Source organism: Bradyrhizobium sp. NP1, assembly GCF_030378205.1.
Lineage (GTDB): Bacteria > Pseudomonadota > Alphaproteobacteria > Rhizobiales > Xanthobacteraceae > Bradyrhizobium.
Window position 1 is genome coordinate 5,896,589 of the sequence record NZ_CP127385.1, and the last position, 19,080, is coordinate 5,915,668.

Below are 19,080 nucleotides of genomic sequence, written 5' to 3' on the forward strand. Positions count from 1 at the left end.
CGAACGCCCTGAGGCGATCGCGCGGCAACGGCGGCTTCGGCCGCGCAGCTGATCAGCGGCATCAGGACACCTCGGGCAGCCAGACGGTGAAGGTCGTACCTTTGCCGGGTTTGCTCGCAACCGAAATCCTGCCCCCTTGACGCGTCACGAGCATCTGACTGACCGACAGGCCGAGCCCGGTACCCTCGCGCCTTTTGGTCGTGAAGAACGGATCAAAGATTCTCTGCATCACCTCCGGTGTCATGCCGGCGCCCGTATCCGCAACCTCGATGACGACCCCGGGACGGCCATCCAGGTCCTGGTCGAACGTCCGCACCGCGAGCCGCCCGCCATCCAGCATGGCATGAATCGCATTGACGATCAGGTTGACGAGGACCTGTTGAAGTTCGGTCCGGTTCATCAGGACAAGCCGCGACGCACTGTCTTCGCGCTCGACCGCAATCGTGGTCTTCTTGAGCAGATGCTGAACGAGCGGCAAAGTGTCGGAAACAATGTCCGCGACGGCCTGCGGCTCCAGGTAGCCGGCATATTCCTGCGGCTTGGCGAATTGCAGGAGCTTGGTCACGATTTCGCTGATGCGATGCATCTGCTCGTCAATCAGGCGAAACTCCGTCCTCGCTGCCTCGGCCTTCTCGCCCATCAGGTCCCGGATCACCTCCAGGTTTCCCTGCATGACCGCGATCGGATTATTGATCTCATGCGCGACGCCAGCGGTGATTTCGCCGATCGCCGCGAGCTTCTCCGACATGACGAGCTGCCTCGTCGTCGTCTCCAGTTGAAGATTGGCTTGCTGCAGCCTGAGGGCACGTTCCTCGACGCGCCGGTTCAATTCCTCGTTCCATTGACGCAACTGCGTGTCGCGCTCCTGAACCTGATCGAGTAGATGATCGAGATGGAGCGCTACCTGACCGATCTCGTCCTTGCTCTCGACATCGCCGGTTCGCGCAGCCAGATCGCCGCTTTCCACCCGGGCGATCGTGCCGGTCATTCGCTCGAGCGGCCGAAAGATGCCGCTGGCCCACTTCAGGAATAAAGGAACGGTGGCAGCAGCCGCCACAAGGAACGCAGCCGCGATCCCCAGCAGGGCCTGGTGCTTCGCTTCGGTGAACGGCTGTTCCAGAAATCCCACATAGAGCATGCCGGCCCGTCGGCCATAGCTGTCGATGATCGGCTCATAGCCCGAGATGTACCAGTCGCTCACGACGAAAGCGCTGCCGAGCCAGGTGCGCCCCTGGTCGAGCACCGCAGCCCGCACCGCTGCCGACACCCGGGTTCCGAGGGCGCGGCGTCCCTCGAACAATCGCACATTGGTGCTGATCCGGACATCATCGAGAAACAACGTGGCTGTGCCCCGGCTGCCTTCGGGCAGGCCGGCGTCGTGGTAGACCAGGTCGTTGATGGTGTCGATAAAGCCAAGATTCCTGTTCAGCAGCATGCCGCCGACCAGCGCCGCACGCCGGCCGTCGGGCAGCAGCAGGGCGCTGGCCGAATGGATCACCATGCCGCGCGTCTCCAGCGTGCGACCGGCATCCGCGATGTCGTTGGCCGGGATCAGTTCAAGACGCGCGCGCTGCGCAAGCTCGGGCGATATCGCGGCAAGATCTGCGCTATCGAATATGTCGATGCCCGTCCTTGCTTGGCCGCCGAGCGCTGCGCGGATGACCGGCCAGTCCCATCGCACCGATGACGATCCGATGGGCCGCGCGCCCGCGATGATCCGTCCGTCGTCGCCGACCAGATAGAGAAAATCGAACCTGAGGGCTTGCGCCTTCTCCGTCAGCAACGCGGCGAGGCCCTCGTTGACGGAGCCACCTCCCGCAAGGAGATCGCGAAACCGCGCCGATTCGCCCACGGAGACGAGCTGTTGTTCGGTGCTCTCGAGGATCCGCGCCAGGTATTGATGGGCAATGGTCAAATCGCCATTGACCTTGGAGATCAGCGCGGCATCGAATTTGGCGTTCCAGCGGTAGATGGTGATGGCAAGCAGCAGCGGCAGAATGACCAGCATCGGCAGGAGCGCGATCGCCAGCAGGCGGTAACGGACCGATCGCCTGCCAGACGCCGGCATGACCTTATACATGCCAGGCCGCACATTTGCGGTCGATCGTCTTGCGCGAGATACCGAGCCGGCGTGCAGCTTCCTCGCGATCGCCGCCCGCCTCGCGGAGCACGGATAAAATATGCCGTCGCTCCACTTCCGCCAGACTCTGGCCGCCCTGCTCATCGGAATCAGCGGCCCTTTCGAAATCCTCCGGGAAGCCGCCGAGGATCACCGTTCGCTCCACGAGGTTGCGCAATTCGCGGATATTTCCGGGCCAGTCATATCTCGAAAGCGCGGCGCGCACCCTGTCGTCGATCGCGACAGGCGGCATGCCGAGCTGCTGGGTGAGCTCGCGCATGAAAAGCGCCGCGAGATACTGCACGTCCTCGCCGCGATCCTTCAGCGGCGGCAGACGAATTTGCATGACGTTGATCCGAAAGTAGAGGTCGGACCGGAAGGTGCCCGCCTCGACGCGGCTTTGCAGGTCAGCGTTGGTGGCAAAGACGAAACGGGCGTCGAACGGAACCTCCCGCTCCGAGCCGACCGGCCGCACGCGGCGGTCTTCCAGGACACGCAGCAGCTTGCTCTGCAAGAGATACGGCAGCTCGCCAATTTCGTCGAGGAAGAGCGTGCCGCCCTGCGCATGCATGAACAGGCCTTCGCGGTCACGGCCGGCGCCGGTAAATGCCCCCTTCAAATGGCCAAACAATTCGCTCTCGATCATGTCAGGCGGAATGGCGCCACAGTTGACCGGCACAAAGAGCTTGTCGGCCCGGTTTGACAGCGAATGGAGCAAGCGGGCCGCCACGTCCTTCCCCGTTCCCGATTGCCCCGTGAACAAGACCGAGGTCGGCAAGGGAGCGACGCGCGCGATGGTCTCACGCACTTTATGGATCGCGGCAGAATCGCCGAGCAGCTTGTCGCGCAAAAGAACCTGATGTGATGCCGATCTCAGTTCCTGGCGCAGCACGTCGTTCTCACGCTGCAGCCGGGTCCGATCGAGACAGCGCGCCACGGCGTTGAGCAGCTGGTTCGATCGGAACGGTTTCAGAACAAAGTCGACGACGCCGGCACGCAAGGCCTCTATCGCGGTGTCCAGATCGGCATAAGCGGTCATCAGGATCACATCGGCGAAGAAGCCGATCGTCCGCTGCTCTGCGAGCCAATCAAGACCGTTCCTGCCGGGCATGATGTTGTCGAGGATCACGACATCGAACGGCTGCTCGTCGAGCTTGCGCGATGCCTCCTTCGTGTCCGCAGCCTCCTCGATCCGCTTGCAGCGCGGCTTGAGCGTCCGAACCAGGAAGTTGCGCATGCCAGGTTCATCGTCGACCACCAGGATGGACGCCTGGGCCAGCCATGGACCAAACTCCGGATCAGCTGCGGCTGCACCGATCCTGCCGGTTGTCTCCAGGGGCATTCGGCTTCCTTCCGGCGCACCAGTCATGCGCTCTCCCTCGATGGTAAGGCCGTCTCGGCGGTAAGGCAAAGAGCTTCGGTCATCAGCGAGAGCCCTGCCCTTTGTCGTGCACCGCCCAGCCCATCGCTGCCCTCAGCGCGTCGCCGGCCGGCCACTCTTGATCGCGAGGCGCTGCGACAGCCGGCGGAGATCAACCACCATCCGCTCGTGGGTGCCTCTTCCGATCTCCTCGACTTCGTCGCGCGCCGTCACGGCGAAGGCGATGCGCCGTCCATCGACCTCGACCACTTCCGCCTCCGCCGTCACGCGCTGCCCGACCGGCGTCGCGGCGAGATGACGAACGTCGACCACCGTGCCGAGCGCGCTCTCGCCGGGCTCCAGGTAGCCGCGCACGGCGTTGAGGGCTGCATTTTCCATCACCAGGACCATGATCGGCGTCGCCAGTACCGGCGGCAGCATCGCATCCTTGAACCGGTTCGCCAGATGTTCGGGTGCGACGACCAGTGTGAAGCTTCCCTTGGCGCCCAGTGGAATCGCCTGCATCTCTCACCTCCTTGCTTCCGTTGAGAGCCTCCCGCGCGACCTGCCAAAGTCGCGGAGCCGGACAGAGGGCCAAACTCCGCCCTCGAAGCTGGCCAGAATCGGCGCCCCTGTCACCCATAGTCCGGTCAGAAAGCGGGCAGCGACGTTCGGTGCCACGCGGGTGGATCTAGTCCGCGTCATCGAGCGGCGGACGCGATGCGCCCTGTCCGTGCTGGTCCGAAAAGCGAAGAGCATCGATAATCATCATCTTGATCTGCTTTGGTTCATCATCATGGTTTAGCTCAAGTTCCCACAGCAGCGACGCAAACGCCTCTTCGTCTACTTTTTCGAGTGCATCAGCAAGTTCCTTGGGGCTCATCATGCATCTCCTTGCTCGCTGCCGAACCATGTCTTGCAGCTTGTGCGCCGGAACGGCCCGCCGCATGTCAGGCCACCTGGCTCAAGCGCAATTTTCGTCGCGGAGCCGGCCCGAGTTGCATACCGACTGCCGCCGCCGGCCACGACAATTGATCAGGGCTTCAAGAACGCGGGTATCAAGTCCTCCTCCACGATGATGTGCGCTGTTTCCGCCGTCAGTTCACCACCGACCGGATCCAGTCCTTTGGCTGCATCGAAAAGGATGGATCGCACGTCGTCCGGCGAGAGCACACCCTTTGCGACAAGCTTGCGTACAAGGGCCCGCAGAATGAGGACGTCGATTTCGCCGTGTCCGAGCGACATTGCCTTTTCGGTCATCCGTGATCTCCCGCATCATGCGCGTCTCGACGGGCAGGCGAAGCCCTAGCGCGACGTTCCCTGAATATCCCTGTTCAATTGCGCGAGCGCGCGACGCAGACCGTGAAGCTGATCCACCAGATGAAGAATCACGTCGACGCCTTCGTCGTTGACTCCGAAATCGGCTTTCAGGTCCCGGATGAGATGCGCCCGCGCGACGTCCATCTCGGAGAAATTCATTCCAGCCGCCGTCTGGTCGGGAACAAGCCAGTGCTGCTCGACCCAGACTTCCAGCGTTTGCACCTCGATACCCGCACGACTGAGGAACTCCACTTTGCTCATGGTCATGATGTGCTGTCCTCGCGCGGATTGAATGCCTTCCCCTTGTCCCAGTTCGAAACGAACGCCTCCAGCTCGGGATCAGGAGGTTTCGGCAAGACCACCTTCAGCTTGACGAACTGGTCTCCGTGCCCGCCGTCGCGGCGTGGCGCGCCCTTGCCTTTCAAGCGCAGCGTCGTGCCGGTGTTCGACCCCTTCGGAACCGTCATGGTGACGTCGCCGGTCGGCGTCGGAACGCGAATCCGTCCGCCCAGCACCGCTTCAGAAAGCGAGACCGGCAATTCCAGGGAGATGTCGTCGCCTTCGCGCGTGAAGCGGGGATCGGGCAGGACCTCGACCTCGATCAAGGCATCGCCGTGTCCCCCTTTCCCGGTGCCGGGCGCTCCCTTGCCTCGCAGACGAAGAATCTGCCCGTCGAGCAGTCCGGGCGGAATCGTCACGTCGAGGGTGCCGCCGTCCGGCAGCGTCAGCCGCTTGTTCGCGCCGGTGATCGACTCTGCAAAGGCGATCGGCAGATGGTAATGCAGGTCCTGTCCGCGGCGGTTCGCGCGCGCCCTTCCGCTGCGCCTGAGAAGCTCGGCGAGCGCGTCATCCTCATCCATGAAATCGGCGAAACCGGAATTGTCCGTGTAGGGATGACCGTGATCCGAGGTGGCGAAATCCCGATAGAAGCGATGCTGCGGCCGCTCCGCGCCCGTCGCATCGATCTCGCCGGCGTCGAAACGTTTTCGCTTCTCGGCATCGCTGAGTAGATCGTAGGCGCCGGCGACTTCCTTGAATTTGTCCTCGGCCGCCTTGTCACCGGGGTTGAGATCCGGGTGCAGTTTCTTCGCCAGCTTGCGATATGCCTTCTGGATATCGGCGGAAGATGCCGTTGGGGCAACGCCGAGAACCTCGTACGGATTTTTCACGACCTACTCCGCAAGGCCTTCAATTCGCATGACGATCATGAGGGCTCAGTTTCGCGAAATTTGCAACAGCATTCGGCACGCACAAAGTGGTTCGTGGTCCACCGGCGATGATGTCAGCCGAACCAATTTCGCGCTTGAGGCAGGAATCGCAGCCGGCCCAGCTTCGCCTCGGCCATGAGGAAATGGCCACGGCTCAGGCCGCGCCGGGCGATCGCCTGCGAAGTGGCGGCTGCAAGCGTTCGCATCGTCTCCTTGCTAGGCCGTATGTCCGGGATCCGTATATCTCGGAAAGTTCTTCTCTTGCTGCGGCGTCATTTTCGCGGTGTCCGGCTTGCCCGGAACGCCGCGCGGGCCGAGCAGCGCTCGCGTGATGTCGTCCTCGCTCAAACGGGGTTTGCCATCTTCGAGTTGCCCGTTGCCTCCGTGACTGATCGTCATTTCGCCCTCCCGCGCATGAATGCTTCGACGGTGTTTGGAGGCCGAAACGGATCGCTCCCGCGCGGCCTCCCGGATTCGAGTTTCAACAACCCGACAGCGGCTTCGACGAGCCCGTTACCTCCCCGGCCGCAGTTCCAGGCTCTCCAGTCCCGCCGCGACACTGAGGCCGACTTCGCCTTGCACACTCAAAGGCTGCAACGCGATGGATCTGTTCGAACCGCCGACCAGCACGTTGCCGCCAAGGCCGAGGCCGACCGCGGCACTGGCGTCGGCGCCCGCATAGGTGCCGGCGAGGTCGCCCGGCCCGAGCCGCGCCACCGGCGCGAACACGCTCCAGGCGAGCGCCGTGTTCTCGGTGATTCCGATATCGAGGCCCACCTTCTGGATGACGGCGACATAGTAATCCGGCGGCACGCCATCGACGCGCAGCATGCATCCGAGATTGGTCACCGATCCCACGATGAAGCCGACGCTGGCACCGCCACGGCACTCGAGCACACCGACCTGCACCCGTTGGGCTGGCTGCTGCGCGTCGGCAGCGAAGGGAGCCGCAAGCATGGTCGTGATGACGGCGGCAAGGATGGTCGAACGGCGCATTCAAATACTCCTGGTTGAGAACGGGCTACAGTTTGTAGGAACGGATGGATTTCGATCGGGGTTTCGAATCGGCACATGGACTCCGGCGCTTCCACCCCCTCGGCCTGGAAGCGCGATCTCTGCACGGGATATCTCAAATCGGCCTTTTGCTGCGGAGACTGCCGATCCCGTCCAACGAACCGTCCCGAGCAGCCGCATCCGGCTGCCCGGCAACGGTATTGGCAAGACAGAAATCAGCCGACCACAGGTCTCCATGTCGTCTGCGAGATCACGCCGACTTCTTCTTGTTTTCGTCGTCGATCTCGGTGAATTCGGCATCGACGATGTTGTCGCCGCCCGGCTCTGCCGTTGCACCGGACGTCTTCTGTGCATAGACCGCCTCCCCCAGCTTGATCGACGCCTGCTGCAGGTCACTCGCCTTTGCCGTGATCAGCGCCGCATCGTTGCCCTTCAAGGCCTCACGAAGGTCGGCCATGGCATTCTCGACCACACGACGGTCCGCATCCGCCAGCTTGGCGCCGTGCTCGGCCACCGTCTTCTCGGTCGCGTGCAAGATCGTCTCGGCGTGATTCTTGGCCTCGACTGCTTCCTTGCGCTTCTTGTCCTCGACGGCATGCGCCTCAGCGTCCTTGATCATTTTCTCGATATCGGCCTCCGAGAGCCCGCCGGAGGCCTGAATCTGGATGCGCTGTTCCTTGCCCGTGCCCTTGTCCTTGGCGGACACGTTGACGATGCCGTTGGCATCGATATCGAACGTCACGTCGATCTGCGGCGTGCCGCGCGGCGCCGGCGGAATGCCCATCAGGTCGAACTGTCCAAGCAGCTTGTTGTCGGCAGCCATCTCGCGCTCGCCCTGGAAGACACGGATGGTGACCGCGCTCTGATTGTCCTCGGCGGTCGAGAACACCTGGCTCTTCTTCGCCGGAACCGTGGTGTTCCGCTCGATAAGTCGCGTGAATACCCCGCCGAGGGTTTCTAGGCCGAGCGACAACGGTGTGACGTCGAGCAGCAGCACGTCCTTGACGTCGCCCTGGAGAACGCCGGCCTGGATCGCCGCACCGATCGCAACCACCTCGTCCGGGTTGACGCCCTTGTGCGGCTCCTTGCCGAATATCTTCTGCGCCACCTCCTGGATCTTCGGCATCCTGGTCATGCCGCCGACCAGCACCACCTCGTTGATGTCCTTGGCTGTCAGTCCGGCGTCCTTGAGCGCATTGAGGCATGGCTCGATGGTCTTCTGCACGAGATCCTCGACGAGCGACTCGAATTTTGCGCGCGTGAGCTTCACCACGAGGTGCTTCGGACCGGACGCATCCGCCGTGATGAACGGCAGATTGATCTCGGTCTGCGTGGTCGAAGACAGCTCGATCTTGGCCTTCTCCGCGGCTTCCTTCAGGCGTTGCCGGGCAAGATTGTCGTTTCTCAGATTGATGCCCTGCTCCTTCTGGAACTCGTCGGCCAGATAGTTGACCAGGCGCATGTCGAAGTCCTCGCCGCCGAGGAAGGTGTCTCCGTTGGTGGACTTGACCTCGAACACGCCGTCGCCGATGTCGAGAATGGATATGTCGAAGGTGCCGCCGCCAAGGTCGTAGACCGCGATCTTGCTTTGCTTCTTCTTCTCGAGCCCATAGGCGAGCGCGGCGGCAGTCGGCTCGTTGATGATGCGCAGGACCTCGAGGCCGGCAATCTTGCCTGCATCCTTGGTCGCTTGCCGCTGCGCATCGTTGAAATAGGCGGGCACGGTGATGACCGCCTGGCTCACCTTCTCGCCGAGATTCGCCTCGGCGGTTTCCTTCATCTTTTGCAGAATGAACGCCGATATCTGCGACGGCGAATAGGCCTTGCCGTCTGCCTCGACCCAGGCGTCTCCGTTGGAGGCTTTGATAATCTTGTACGGGACGAGCCCCTTGTCCTTTTCCACCATGGGGTCGTCATAGCGACGGCCGATCAGGCGCTTCACGGCAAAAATGGTGTTGGTCGGATTGGTCACCGCCTGCCGCTTGGCCGGTTGGCCGACAAGGCGTTCGCCGTCGCTCGTGAATGCAACGATCGACGGCGTGGTGCGCATTCCCTCGGCGTTCTCGATAAGGCGGGCGTTCTTGCCGTCCATCACCGCAACGCACGAATTCGTCGTTCCGAGATCGATTCCGATGACTTTGCTCATCACGGCACTCCCTCAACTCGGTTTACTACTCTGTTCATCTTGTCACACGTCGAAGAGCCCGACCAGAACGGAACGTGGGTTTGGCCGCCGCACCAGGTCCGGCTCGTCATCGACGCCTGACGCTTGATCTGATGGTTCGATGTCACAAGGACCGCAGTGCTTACCGATTATTCTGCATAATCATTGGCCAATGCCAGGTGACGCGCTGGTGACGCCCCGGCTGCAACCCCATATGCCTGGCTCGTCGCTTTGCCACCGCTGTTGTGTTTGCTCAAACGACGGCACCACGGTCACTGATCGGGGTCAGCTCGCCGACCATCCTCATCTCCCTCCTGGCTTCGCGCATGTCGATCTTTTGCGACATGGGACCACGTGATTGCGGTGAGGCACATCATCGAACAGGCGGCTTACCTCGCGATGACGCGCGCGCAAGCGGAGTCCCGAGGTCGCGCTCAAAGAGTCTGCCTGAACCAACCGAGGTTAGAGCGCCTCGCGCCATGATCCCGTCCACCGCTGATGTCCGGATATTGCTAGCAACCGACGTGCCATCTTGCACAGGAAGCAAAATCAACGGTTTAAGATTCGATTTTTCAGTAACGCAGACAAATTGTCCAAAACTGGCCGGACAAACTGTCCGTCGTGACGCTCTCGCTCACGCTGCTTCAGTTTCCCGGCTGCTGTCCGATACGAGCAACGGCACGCTTTGCGAAAGAAGTCGATGCTGGCATGCAAGCAGGACAACCTCCGTCGTTGACTATCGCCTGAAACGATCACACGATGAGACGGTTCAACAAGCAGCGCTCGCCGCTTTGGTCGGCGCCACCGCAAGGCGAATATCGAAATGATGGATCGTCATCGTTGCGCCACTGCCGTGCTGCGGCGACTGACCATCCGACATCGGGATGTTCGGCGGGTGACGACGCGGACCGGCGGCGCGTAGAAGTTTTGCTCGGCCGGCGTCGTTACCTTGAGAGGTGCAACCATGAATATCGACAAATACACCGATCGCGTGCGCGGCTTCGTTCAGTCGGCGCAATCGCTTGCCATGCGCGAAGGACACCAGCAATTCTCGCCGCTCCACATCCTGAAAGTGCTGTTGGACGACAGCGAGGGCCTCGCGGGCAGCCTGATCGACCGCGCAGGCGGCAACTCGCGCGCGATCCTGAAGGCGACCGAGGATGCGCTGAGCAAGCTGCCGAAGGTGACTGGAGCCGGCGCGGGACAAATTTATCTCTCGCCTGAAACCGCGCGCGCCTTCACCGCGGCGGAACAGGCAGCGGACAAGGCCGGCGACAGCTTCGTCACCGTCGAGCGCTTGCTGCAGGCGCTGGCAGCCGACAAGGATAGCGAGGCCGGCAAGCTGCTCGCCAAAGGCGGCGTCACCCCGCAGAATCTCAACGCGGCTGTTGAAGCGCTGCGCAAGGGGCGGACGGCCGACAGCGCCTCGGCGGAAAACGCCTATGATGCGCTGAAGAAATATTCCCGCGACCTCACCCAGGCCGCGCGCGACGGCAAGCTCGATCCCGTGATCGGGCGCGACGAGGAAATCCGCCGCACCATCCAGGTGCTGTCCCGCCGCACCAAGAACAATCCCGTGCTGATCGGCGAGCCCGGCGTCGGCAAGACCGCGATCGTCGAGGGGCTGGCGCTGCGCATCGTCAATGGCGACGTGCCGGAGAGCCTGAAGGACAAGAAGCTGCTTGCGCTCGACCTCGGCTCGCTGATTGCCGGCGCGAAATACCGCGGCGAGTTCGAGGAGCGGCTCAAGGCCGTGCTGCAGGAGGTCACGTCCGCCGAAGGTGGCATCATCCTGTTCATCGACGAGATGCACACTCTGATCGGCGCCGGCAAGGCCGACGGCGCGATGGACGCCTCCAACCTGCTCAAGCCGGCACTGGCGCGCGGCGAACTGCATTGCATCGGCGCCACCACGCTCGACGAGTACCGCAAGCATGTGGAGAAGGACGCCGCGCTCGCGCGGCGTTTCCAGCCGGTATTCGTATCGGAGCCGACCGTCGAGGACACGATCTCGATCCTGCGCGGCCTGAAGGAGAAATACGAGCTCCACCACGGCGTGCGTATCGCGGATTCCGCGCTGGTGGCGGCGGCGACGCTGTCGAACCGCTACATCACCGACCGCTTCCTGCCGGACAAGGCCATCGACCTCGTCGACGAGGCGGCGGCGCGGCTGAAGATGCAGGTCGATTCCAAGCCCGAGGAGCTCGATACCCTGGATCGCGAGATCATCCGGCTCAAGATCGAGCAGGAAGCGCTCAAGAAAGAGACCGACCGCGGTTCAAGGAGCAGGCTGCAGACGCTGGAGCGCGAGCTGGCCGACCTGGAAAAGAAATCGGCCGACATGACGTCGAAATGGCAGGCGGAAAAAGGCAAGCTTTCCGATGCGCAGAAGATGAAGAGCGAGCTCGAACAGCTGCGCACCGAGCTCGCCAATGCACAGCGCAAGGGTGAATTCCAGCGCGCGGGCGAGTTGGCCTATAGCCGCATTCCCGCACTGGAGAAGAAGCTTGCCGCGGTCGAATCGAGCGAGAACTCCTCGATCGGCGAGACGGTGACGGCCGACAACATCGCGCAGGTGGTGTCACGCTGGACCGGCGTGCCGGTCGACAAGATGCTCGAAGGCGAAAAGGACAAGCTCCTGAAGATGGAGGATGCGCTTTCCAAGCGCGTCGTCGGCCAGGCACAGGCGGTCCGCGCGGTGTCGACGGCGGTGCGCCGCGCGCGCGCCGGCTTGCAGGATCCCAACCGGCCGATCGGCTCCTTCATGTTTCTGGGACCGACCGGCGTCGGCAAGACGGAGCTTGCCAAGGCACTCGCCGAATATCTCTTCAACGACGAAACCGCGATGATCCGCCTCGACATGTCCGAGTACATGGAGAAGCACTCGGTCTCGCGGCTGATCGGCGCGCCCCCTGGCTATGTCGGCTATGACGAGGGCGGCGCTCTGACCGAGGCGGTTCGCAGGCGGCCGTATCAGGTCGTGCTGTTCGACGAGATCGAGAAAGCGCATCCGGACGTGTTCAACGTCCTGCTGCAGGTGCTCGATGACGGCCGCCTCACCGACGGCCAGGGCCGCACGGTGGACTTTCGCAACACGCTGATCATCATGACGTCGAACATCGGCGCGGAATATCTGGTCAGCCAGCCGGAGGGCGAAGACACGAGCGCGGTGCGCGAGCAGGTGATGGCCATGGTGCGCGCGCACTTCCGTCCCGAATTCCTCAACCGGATCGACGAGATCATCCTGTTCCACCGCCTGCAGAAGAGCGAAATGGGCCGGATCGTCGAAATCCAGTTCACGCGGCTGCGGAAGCTGCTGGAGGATCGCAAGATCGAGCTCTCGCTCGATGCGAAGGCGCGCGACTGGCTGGCGGACAAGGGCTGGGACCCCGCCTATGGCGCACGCCCGCTGAAGCGCGTGATCCAGCGCAACGTGCAGGATCCGCTGGCCGAGATGATCCTCGCCGGCGACATCCGCGACGGCTCGTCGGTGAAGATCTCCGCCGGCAAGGCCGGCCTCACCTTCAATGGCAAGAGACCATCGGCGGCCGAGGTGGATGAACTCGAATCGGCGTGAGATCTTGCGGCATCGGAGGCTCGTGGGAGACAGGCCTGAAGCCAACCGCTCGCGACCATCCGAGGGATCAACGAAGGAGGAAGTCATGACCAAGCAAGAGATCAGGGAAAACATGGAGGTCATCGGTGCGGACGGCGTCCATGTCGGCACGGTCGATCGCGTTGTCGACGGCCGCATCAAGCTCAAGAAGCGCGACAGCTCCGGGCTACACGGGAGACACCATCACTACATCGAGATGGGCTTTGTCGCCGGTGTCGAGGGCGACAAGGTCCGCCTCTCCGCCAATGCCGACATTGCGGTGACGCTGGAGGAGGAGAAATCCGGACGGCCTGTCGATGATTGACGTGCGGGAATCGAGGCGGTCGCACCGGCTGCCTCGCCCTGTTCGGCAAGGCCGAACGCCGGGGCATGAGCATTGGCAGCGGACGCCACCGGGGCGCGGGCCGGCGACGCTGAGATCGAGGTTGTGCCGATCACGGAACCCGGCATACCATGGGTCGACGAAGAGAAGCACGGCAGATGGGATGGCCATCTGACAACCTGCAAGACCTCAATAGGACAATCGGAGCCATGATGGCGAAACCGCAAACCATCCCGCCGAATGATGCCGCCCCGCCTGCCACGATCTAGAACAAGCCGACAAGAATCCGCGTCTTCGGTCTACCGTGTTTTGGTCGTCGCGCTTGACAGCCATGACGGTAAACGGATGCCGAACAGATTGATTAAGTAAGGAGCAAAGCGTGCCATCCGCTGTTCCGCAACCGGTCGTCGCGCAGCTCACGCGGACCGCCATCTTTCTTGTGCTCACAATCGACCCCGAACCCCGATGTGATACCGTCGTGCGGGCCTTGTGTGGTGACTTGGCCGCCCTGCTGCGCGCGGTAGGCTTCCGCGACCTCGAGGGCCGGCTGTCATGCGTCATGGGATTTGGCTCCGACGCATGGGACCGGCTTTTCGGAGAACCGAAGCCAAAGGGATTGCATCCATTCCGTGAGATCCATGGTCAGCATCACGCCGTCGCGACACCGGGCGACATTCTCTTTCATATCCGCTCCACGCGAATGGATCTGTGCTTCGAGCTGGCGACCCAAATCATGTCGCGGCTCGACGGCGCAGTCTCGGTCGTGGATGAGGTGCATGGCTTCAAATATTTCGATGACCGGGACCTGATCGGTTTTGTCGACGGAACGGAGAACCCCGTGGATCAGGCGGCCCTCGACGCCACCGTCATCGGCGAGGAGGATGCCGCGTTCGCGGGCGGCAGCTACGTCATCGTGCAAAAATATCTTCACGACGTGAAGCGATGGAACGAGCTGCCTGTCGAGATGCAGGAAAAGATCATCGGCCGGACCAAACTGGCCGACATCGAGCTTGACGATTCGGTGAAGCCGACCTCGGCACACAACGCCTTGACGACGATCATCGAAGACGGAAAGCAGCTCGAGATCGTACGCGACAACATGCCGTTCGGCGATGTCGGAAAGGGTGAGTTCGGCACCTATTTCATCGGTTACGCCCGATTGCCGCACAGGATCGAGCAGATGCTCGTGAACATGTTCGTCGGTCGGCCGCCAGGCAACTACGACCGGCTGCTCGATTTCAGCCGTGCCGTCACGGGCACGCTGTTCTTTGTGCCGTCGGCGACGTTCCTGGAGGATGTTGCATCCGGGGACGCTGCATCGCCTGCCGACCCGTCGGCGGACGGACGCAGGACCGACGACACGTCTCAAACGAAAATGCCGCCCGATGGCTCGCTCGGGATCGGCTCGCTGAAAGGAGAGGCTGGACATGAATAACCTTCATCGGGGACTCGCCCCCATCTCGGACGCGGCATGGGCCCAGATCGAGGAGGAAGCCTCCCGCACCCTCAAGCGTCACCTGGCGGCGCGCCGTGTCGTGGACGTCGAAGGCCCGAAGGGCACGGATTTCTCCGCCGTCGGCACCGGTCACCAGCGGCAGATCGAGGCGCCCGGCGAGGGAATCCAGGCCGCGCAGCGCGACGTCAAGGCGCTCGTCGAATTGCGCGTCCCCTTCGAGCTCACGCGCCAGGCCATCGACGATGTCGAGCGTGGCGCCAACGATTCTGACTGGGATCCGCTCAAGGAAGCGGCGCGCAAGATCGCCTTCGCCGAAGATCGAGCGATTTTCGATGGCTACGGCGCCGCCGGGATCGTGGGCATCCGTCAGGGCAGCAGCAACCCGGTGCTGACACTTCCGTCCAACGTGCAGGATTATCCCGGCGTGGTCGCGCAGGCGGTGAGCCAGTTGCGGCTGGCGGGCGTCAACGGACCTTATACGCTGCTGCTCGGCACGGAGCCCTACACCGCGATTGGCGGCTCGAGCGACGACGGGTATCCGATCCTGCAGCACGTCCAGCGCCTCGTGGACGGCAAGATCATCTGGGCGCCGGCTATCGAGGGCGGCGTCGTCCTCAGCACCCGCGGTGGCGATTTTGAGCTGGCCATCGGCCAGGACATCTCGATCGGCTATCTGAGTCATTCCGAGACGGCCGTCCGACTCTACTTCCAGGAATCCATCACCTTTCTGCTGTTGACGACCGAGGCCGTTGTGTCGCTCGCGCCGCAAACGTGAAGGAGACATCTCGATGCAGGAATTCGATCTCTACATCAATCCGCAAAAGCCATCCGTCGGCCTCTACGTGCGGAAAGGAGCAAGTCTCCCCGACCTGGCCGACGCCAAGGAATGGGCGTTCGACGGCACCGCGGCACAGGCCGAATTGCCGGCGGACCTCGTCAAGAGGATCGAAGCCAACGGCCACGCCTTTCGCGACATGGATTGAGCGCGTTCGGCACCGGAACAAAGAGGAAATGCCGACGTCTGCTTTCGCGCGCTGGCGCGCCCGCGCTTCGATGGCAGGCCCGATGCGCGCACCGATGGGCCACGCGCCTGGCAGCTCCGCTCTCCAAAGCGGGAGCCAAATCCGAGGCTGCCAACAGTCAATCACAGGTTTCAGAGCGTGCCTAAATAGGAGTGCTTGATCCGCTCGTCCGTCAAGAGTTGCGCCGCCGGCCCCTGAACGGGAATGCTGCCCTCGTCCAGGACATATGAGTAATCGGAGATCGGCAGGGTTCGATAGGCGTTTTGTTCGACCAGGAGCACGGCCACGCCTGATCGATGGATAGCCTGGATCACGTCCAGAATTCGATCGATTATCTTCGGCGCCAGGCCCAGGCTCGGCTCGTCCAGCAGCAACATCCGCGGTCTCGACATCAGAGCGCGACCGATCGCCAGCATCTGCTGCTGGCCGCCGCTAAGCGTGCTCGCCCGCTGCTTCCTCTTGACGGTCAGCTCCGGAAAAAGGTCGAAAATCTCGGGCAAGCGCCGCATGGCGTCCTGCCTGCTCCCCCGCGTGTAAGCCCCCATCACCAAATTTTCGTCCACCGTCATTTCGGGGAAGAGCTGCCTGTGCTCGGGAACGAGCGACAACCCGGCTTCCACGATCTCCCAAGCCGCCATCCGGGTGAGTTCAATCCCCTCGAATTGAATGGTTCCGGCAAGCGGCCTGATCAATCCAGCAATCGTCGCCAATGCGGTGGTCTTGCCTGCGCCGTTTGCTCCAAGCAGCGTGACGATCGTCCTTGCTTCCACGTTCAACGATATCTCGCGCAACGCTACTGCGCTTCCATATGCGACCTTCAGCTTCCGCACCGAAAGGAGACTCAATTCGATCCTCCCAAATAGGCCGCAATAACCGCAGGATCTTCAACGACGACCTTGGGAGGTCCGCTGGCGATCTTAACTCCATGGTCCAGCACGGCTATCTGATCGGAAAGATTCATCACCAACTTCATGGTGTGGGCCACGAGTATGATCGTCGGCGACAGCCGCTGCCTTATTGACCTGATGGTTTCCGTCAGTCGCTCGACCTCTTCCGAGCTCATCCCGGCGGACGGCTCGTCGAGAAACATCAATCGGGGTCGGTTGACGACGCAACGCGCCAATTCGAGGAGGCGCTGGTGGCCAAGCGGGAGGGAGCCTGCCTGAAGATTGCAGTAAGATTGCAATCCGACCAGCTCAAGTGCGTCGAATGCGCGTTCGCGCATCAAGCGGTCTTCAAATCGCTCCCGACCGACCGCCGTCGATAGATAGTTCGTGGCGAATGAGGAGTGCAGGCCCAGAAGAACGTTCTCCAGCACGGACATGTCTTTCAGGAGCAGCACGTTCTGGAACGTCCGCGCGATGCCTGCCCGGGCCAGCTCGTGCGGTCGCTTCGCAAACAAATCGCTCCCGAAGAATACGGCTTGGCCGCCCTGCGCCTCGTAGTGTCTCGTAAGAACATTGATCAGGCTGGTCTTGCCGGCTCCGTTGGGACCGATCAACGAGAACAGTTCACCGTCATTGATCGACAGGCTTACATTGCTCAATACGCGGTTTCCGCCAAAGGAAAGGCAGACATCGACTATTTTGAGAGCGGATATTGTGGCCATCTGCAAACTTTCAACGGCGCAAGCGTCCGACGCCGCGACCAATCAAAGGCGCGATGCCCTCAGGCATCACGATGAGAAAAATCAAAAGCAGCGAACCGAACACGAGCTCCTTGTACTCGGCGACCGGACGAAGCAACTCGGGAAGCACGGTCAGCAGCGACGCTCCGAACACGGGCCCCCAGAAGACCCCGAGCCCTCCAACCACGCTCATCGTCAGATATGCGATCGATACCTCGAACGAAAACGCATAGGGATTGATGAAATCCGAGACTCCCACGTACAGCGACCCGGAAAGCCCGCCGAACAGCGCGCCAAGCGCGAAGGCCGCTATCTTGTATCGCGCCACCGGAATACCCATCGATTCGGCGGCAGCCTCGTTGCCCTTCAGTGCCAGCAACGCCCTGCCAAAACGGGAAGACAGCAGGTTCCAGGAAATCCAGAGCGCACAAAGGAAGGCCCCGATGAGAAAATAGTACATGAGGACCGGTTGCACCTCGTGACCAAACACCTGTATCGGGGGCACCGCCAATCCGTTAGGTCCCCGCGTCAGCTCCAGCCAGTTCATCAGCACCAGGTTGACCGCTTGCCCGAAGCCGAATGTGATCATCGCGATATAGAGCGAGCTCAGCCTGAGCGATGGAATGGCAATGATGATGCCACACGTGGCAGCGATTGCTGAGGCCAACAGGATGGCGAGGAAGTAAGACACGCCGAGATGGGTCATGAGCAGGACGGTTGCGTAAGCTCCGATGGCCGCGAAGCCGGCGTGACCCACGGAGACCAGGCCCGCATAACCCATGCTGATGTTGATGCCGGTGGCGGCAACGCAGTTGATCAACGCAAGCCCGACCACAAAGCCGAAGTACGGGCCGGCCAGAGCAGGGACGGCAGCGAGCAATGCGCAAATAACCACGCCGAACAACAACTTTCCTTTTGACATCGCCCGAACCGTTTTTGCGGATCGCCCCGGTTCTTTCGACTTTTCAGGAAAAGAATGTTCCGACCCGCGGCTCAAGCTGCTGGAAATCATCTCTAGACCCTCGAGACCGTCGCTTTTCCGAAAATTCCATTCGGCAACGCCGCGAGCACACCAAGCAGCAGGACGAATACGACGACGTCCTTGAAAGCGCTGGTCACGTACACGCCGACGATTATCTCGACGACGCCGAGGATGAACCCGCCGGCGGCGGCGCCGCCCAGACTGCTGAAGCCGCCAAGTATGGCCGCGATGAATCCCTTGTTTCCGATGACGCCCATGTCCGGCGTGACAATGATCATCGGAGCAAGCAGGACGCCGCCGATGGCCGCAAGCGCTCCGGCCATCGCCCACGTCGCAGACAACACGGTCGGCACGTTTACTCCGACGATCGCAGCACCTCGCAAGTTCTGCGAAGTCGCGCGCATACCCCAGCCGAGCTTGGCCAGGGAAAAGAACGCGGCGACCGCAATGAGCGTCGCGGCGGCAACACCGAGAATGCCGAGCTGGAGCGGCGTGACCCTCACCCCGAGCAGGTCGATCTGCTCCGTGCTCAATACAGGTGGCAGGATAGAGACCTCCTGCCCATAGAAGACGCGCACGCCGCTTCTGAGAATCTGGCCGATTGCCACGGTCGAGAGCAGAACGGTGAAGTGAGGCGCGTCGATCAGCGGCCGAAAGGCGATCCTCTCGACCAAATAGCCAAGCAGCGTACAAAGCCCGACGGCAAGCAGCAGCGCGGCGACCTGGCCGAGATGGAAGTCCCTGAGAGAGACCAGCGCCGCCATTGCGCCGATCATCATCATGTCGCCCTGCGCAAAATTGACGACACCTGAAGCCCGGTAGATGGTCGCAAAACCCAGGGCGGTGAGAGCATAGATCGAGCCCAAGGTG

Annotated in this window: 19 protein-coding genes; 5 read left to right on the forward strand and 14 right to left on the reverse strand. The window is 62.2% G+C overall.

Annotated features, from left to right (window positions below; genetic code table 11):
* Window positions 1-61: 61 nt before the first annotated feature.
* From QOU61_RS28630 to dnaK, 10 genes are all read right to left on the reverse strand, one after another.
* On the reverse strand, window positions 62-2,080 hold the full coding sequence (locus QOU61_RS28630) for a sensor histidine kinase (RefSeq protein WP_289654565.1): 2,019 nt from the start codon (window positions 2,078-2,080) through the stop codon (window positions 62-64).
* Window positions 2,073-3,461 carry a sigma-54-dependent transcriptional regulator gene (locus QOU61_RS28635; protein ID WP_289654566.1) on the reverse strand — a complete coding sequence of 463 codons (1,389 nt, stop codon included), beginning with the start codon at window positions 3,459-3,461 and terminating at the stop codon, window positions 2,073-2,075. Before QOU61_RS28635 ends, QOU61_RS28630 begins: the two co-directional genes overlap by 8 nt.
* 132 nt (window positions 3,462-3,593) lie before the next feature.
* Window positions 3,594-4,004 carry a thioesterase family protein gene (locus QOU61_RS28640; protein WP_289654567.1) on the reverse strand — a complete coding sequence of 137 codons (411 nt, stop codon included), beginning with the start codon at window positions 4,002-4,004 and terminating at the stop codon, window positions 3,594-3,596.
* A 166-nt stretch (window positions 4,005-4,170) separates the two neighbouring features.
* Entirely contained in the window at window positions 4,171-4,362 is a 192-nt protein-coding gene (locus tag QOU61_RS28645; protein WP_289654568.1) for a hypothetical protein, read from the reverse strand.
* 152 nt (window positions 4,363-4,514) lie between these two features.
* Window positions 4,515-4,739 (reverse strand): hypothetical protein, encoded by a 225-nt coding sequence (locus tag QOU61_RS28650; protein ID WP_289654569.1) that lies wholly within the window; start codon window positions 4,737-4,739, stop codon window positions 4,515-4,517.
* A gap of 45 nt (window positions 4,740-4,784) precedes the next feature.
* Complete coding sequence (locus tag QOU61_RS28655) at window positions 4,785-5,066, reverse strand: chaperone modulator CbpM (protein ID WP_354142480.1); 282 nt, start codon at window positions 5,064-5,066, stop codon at window positions 4,785-4,787.
* Window positions 5,063-5,968, reverse strand: a complete 906-nt coding sequence (locus QOU61_RS28660; RefSeq protein ID WP_289654570.1) for a DnaJ C-terminal domain-containing protein — start codon at window positions 5,966-5,968, stop codon at window positions 5,063-5,065. Before QOU61_RS28660 ends, QOU61_RS28655 begins: the two co-directional genes overlap by 4 nt.
* Before the next feature lie 255 nt (window positions 5,969-6,223).
* Entirely contained in the window at window positions 6,224-6,406 is a 183-nt protein-coding gene (locus QOU61_RS28665; RefSeq protein ID WP_289654571.1) for a hypothetical protein, read from the reverse strand.
* Between the two features lie 114 nt (window positions 6,407-6,520).
* Complete coding sequence (locus QOU61_RS28670; protein WP_289654572.1) at window positions 6,521-7,003, reverse strand: DUF992 domain-containing protein; 483 nt, start codon at window positions 7,001-7,003, stop codon at window positions 6,521-6,523.
* Between the two features lie 268 nt (window positions 7,004-7,271).
* Window positions 7,272-9,167 carry a molecular chaperone DnaK gene (dnaK, locus tag QOU61_RS28675; RefSeq protein ID WP_289654573.1) on the reverse strand — a complete coding sequence of 632 codons (1,896 nt, stop codon included), beginning with the start codon at window positions 9,165-9,167 and terminating at the stop codon, window positions 7,272-7,274.
* A 982-nt stretch (window positions 9,168-10,149) separates the two neighbouring features.
* Here dnaK and clpB point away from each other — a divergent pair.
* The 5 genes from clpB to QOU61_RS28700 all read left to right on the forward strand — a co-directional run bounded on the left by clpB (window position 10,150) and on the right by QOU61_RS28700 (window position 15,562).
* A complete protein-coding gene (clpB, locus tag QOU61_RS28680; RefSeq protein ID WP_289654574.1) occupies window positions 10,150-12,762 on the forward strand; it encodes an ATP-dependent chaperone ClpB in 2,613 nt (870 codons plus the stop codon).
* A gap of 85 nt (window positions 12,763-12,847) precedes the next feature.
* Window positions 12,848-13,105: a DUF2171 domain-containing protein gene (locus QOU61_RS28685; RefSeq protein WP_289654575.1), complete on the forward strand. Its 258-nt coding sequence runs from the start codon at window positions 12,848-12,850 to the stop codon at window positions 13,103-13,105.
* Window positions 13,106-13,502: 397 nt separating this feature from the next.
* Complete coding sequence (locus tag QOU61_RS28690) at window positions 13,503-14,558, forward strand: Dyp-type peroxidase (RefSeq protein WP_289654576.1); 1,056 nt, start codon at window positions 13,503-13,505, stop codon at window positions 14,556-14,558.
* Window positions 14,551-15,354 (forward strand): family 1 encapsulin nanocompartment shell protein, encoded by an 804-nt coding sequence (locus QOU61_RS28695; protein WP_289654577.1) that lies wholly within the window; start codon window positions 14,551-14,553, stop codon window positions 15,352-15,354. Before QOU61_RS28690 ends, QOU61_RS28695 begins: the two co-directional genes overlap by 8 nt.
* Window positions 15,355-15,367: 13 nt before the next feature.
* A complete protein-coding gene (locus QOU61_RS28700; protein WP_289654578.1) occupies window positions 15,368-15,562 on the forward strand; it encodes a PDZ domain-containing protein in 195 nt (64 codons plus the stop codon).
* Between the two features lie 170 nt (window positions 15,563-15,732).
* Here QOU61_RS28700 and QOU61_RS28705 read toward each other — a convergent pair whose 3' ends face one another.
* Genes QOU61_RS28705 through QOU61_RS28720 form a run of 4 tightly spaced genes read right to left on the reverse strand, consistent with a single transcriptional unit; the run spans window position 15,733 to window position 19,076 of the window.
* On the reverse strand, window positions 15,733-16,446 hold the full coding sequence (locus QOU61_RS28705; RefSeq protein ID WP_289654579.1) for an ABC transporter ATP-binding protein: 714 nt from the start codon (window positions 16,444-16,446) through the stop codon (window positions 15,733-15,735).
* Window positions 16,443-17,210, reverse strand: coding sequence for an ABC transporter ATP-binding protein (locus QOU61_RS28710; protein WP_289654580.1), 768 nt, complete (start codon window positions 17,208-17,210; stop codon window positions 16,443-16,445). Before QOU61_RS28710 ends, QOU61_RS28705 begins: the two co-directional genes overlap by 4 nt.
* A gap of 10 nt (window positions 17,211-17,220) precedes the next feature.
* Window positions 17,221-18,240 carry a branched-chain amino acid ABC transporter permease gene (locus tag QOU61_RS28715; RefSeq protein ID WP_289654581.1) on the reverse strand — a complete coding sequence of 340 codons (1,020 nt, stop codon included), beginning with the start codon at window positions 18,238-18,240 and terminating at the stop codon, window positions 17,221-17,223.
* A 2-nt stretch (window positions 18,241-18,242) separates the two neighbouring features.
* Entirely contained in the window at window positions 18,243-19,076 is an 834-nt protein-coding gene (locus tag QOU61_RS28720) for a branched-chain amino acid ABC transporter permease (RefSeq protein ID WP_289654582.1), read from the reverse strand.
* Window positions 19,077-19,080 lie beyond the last annotated feature (4 nt).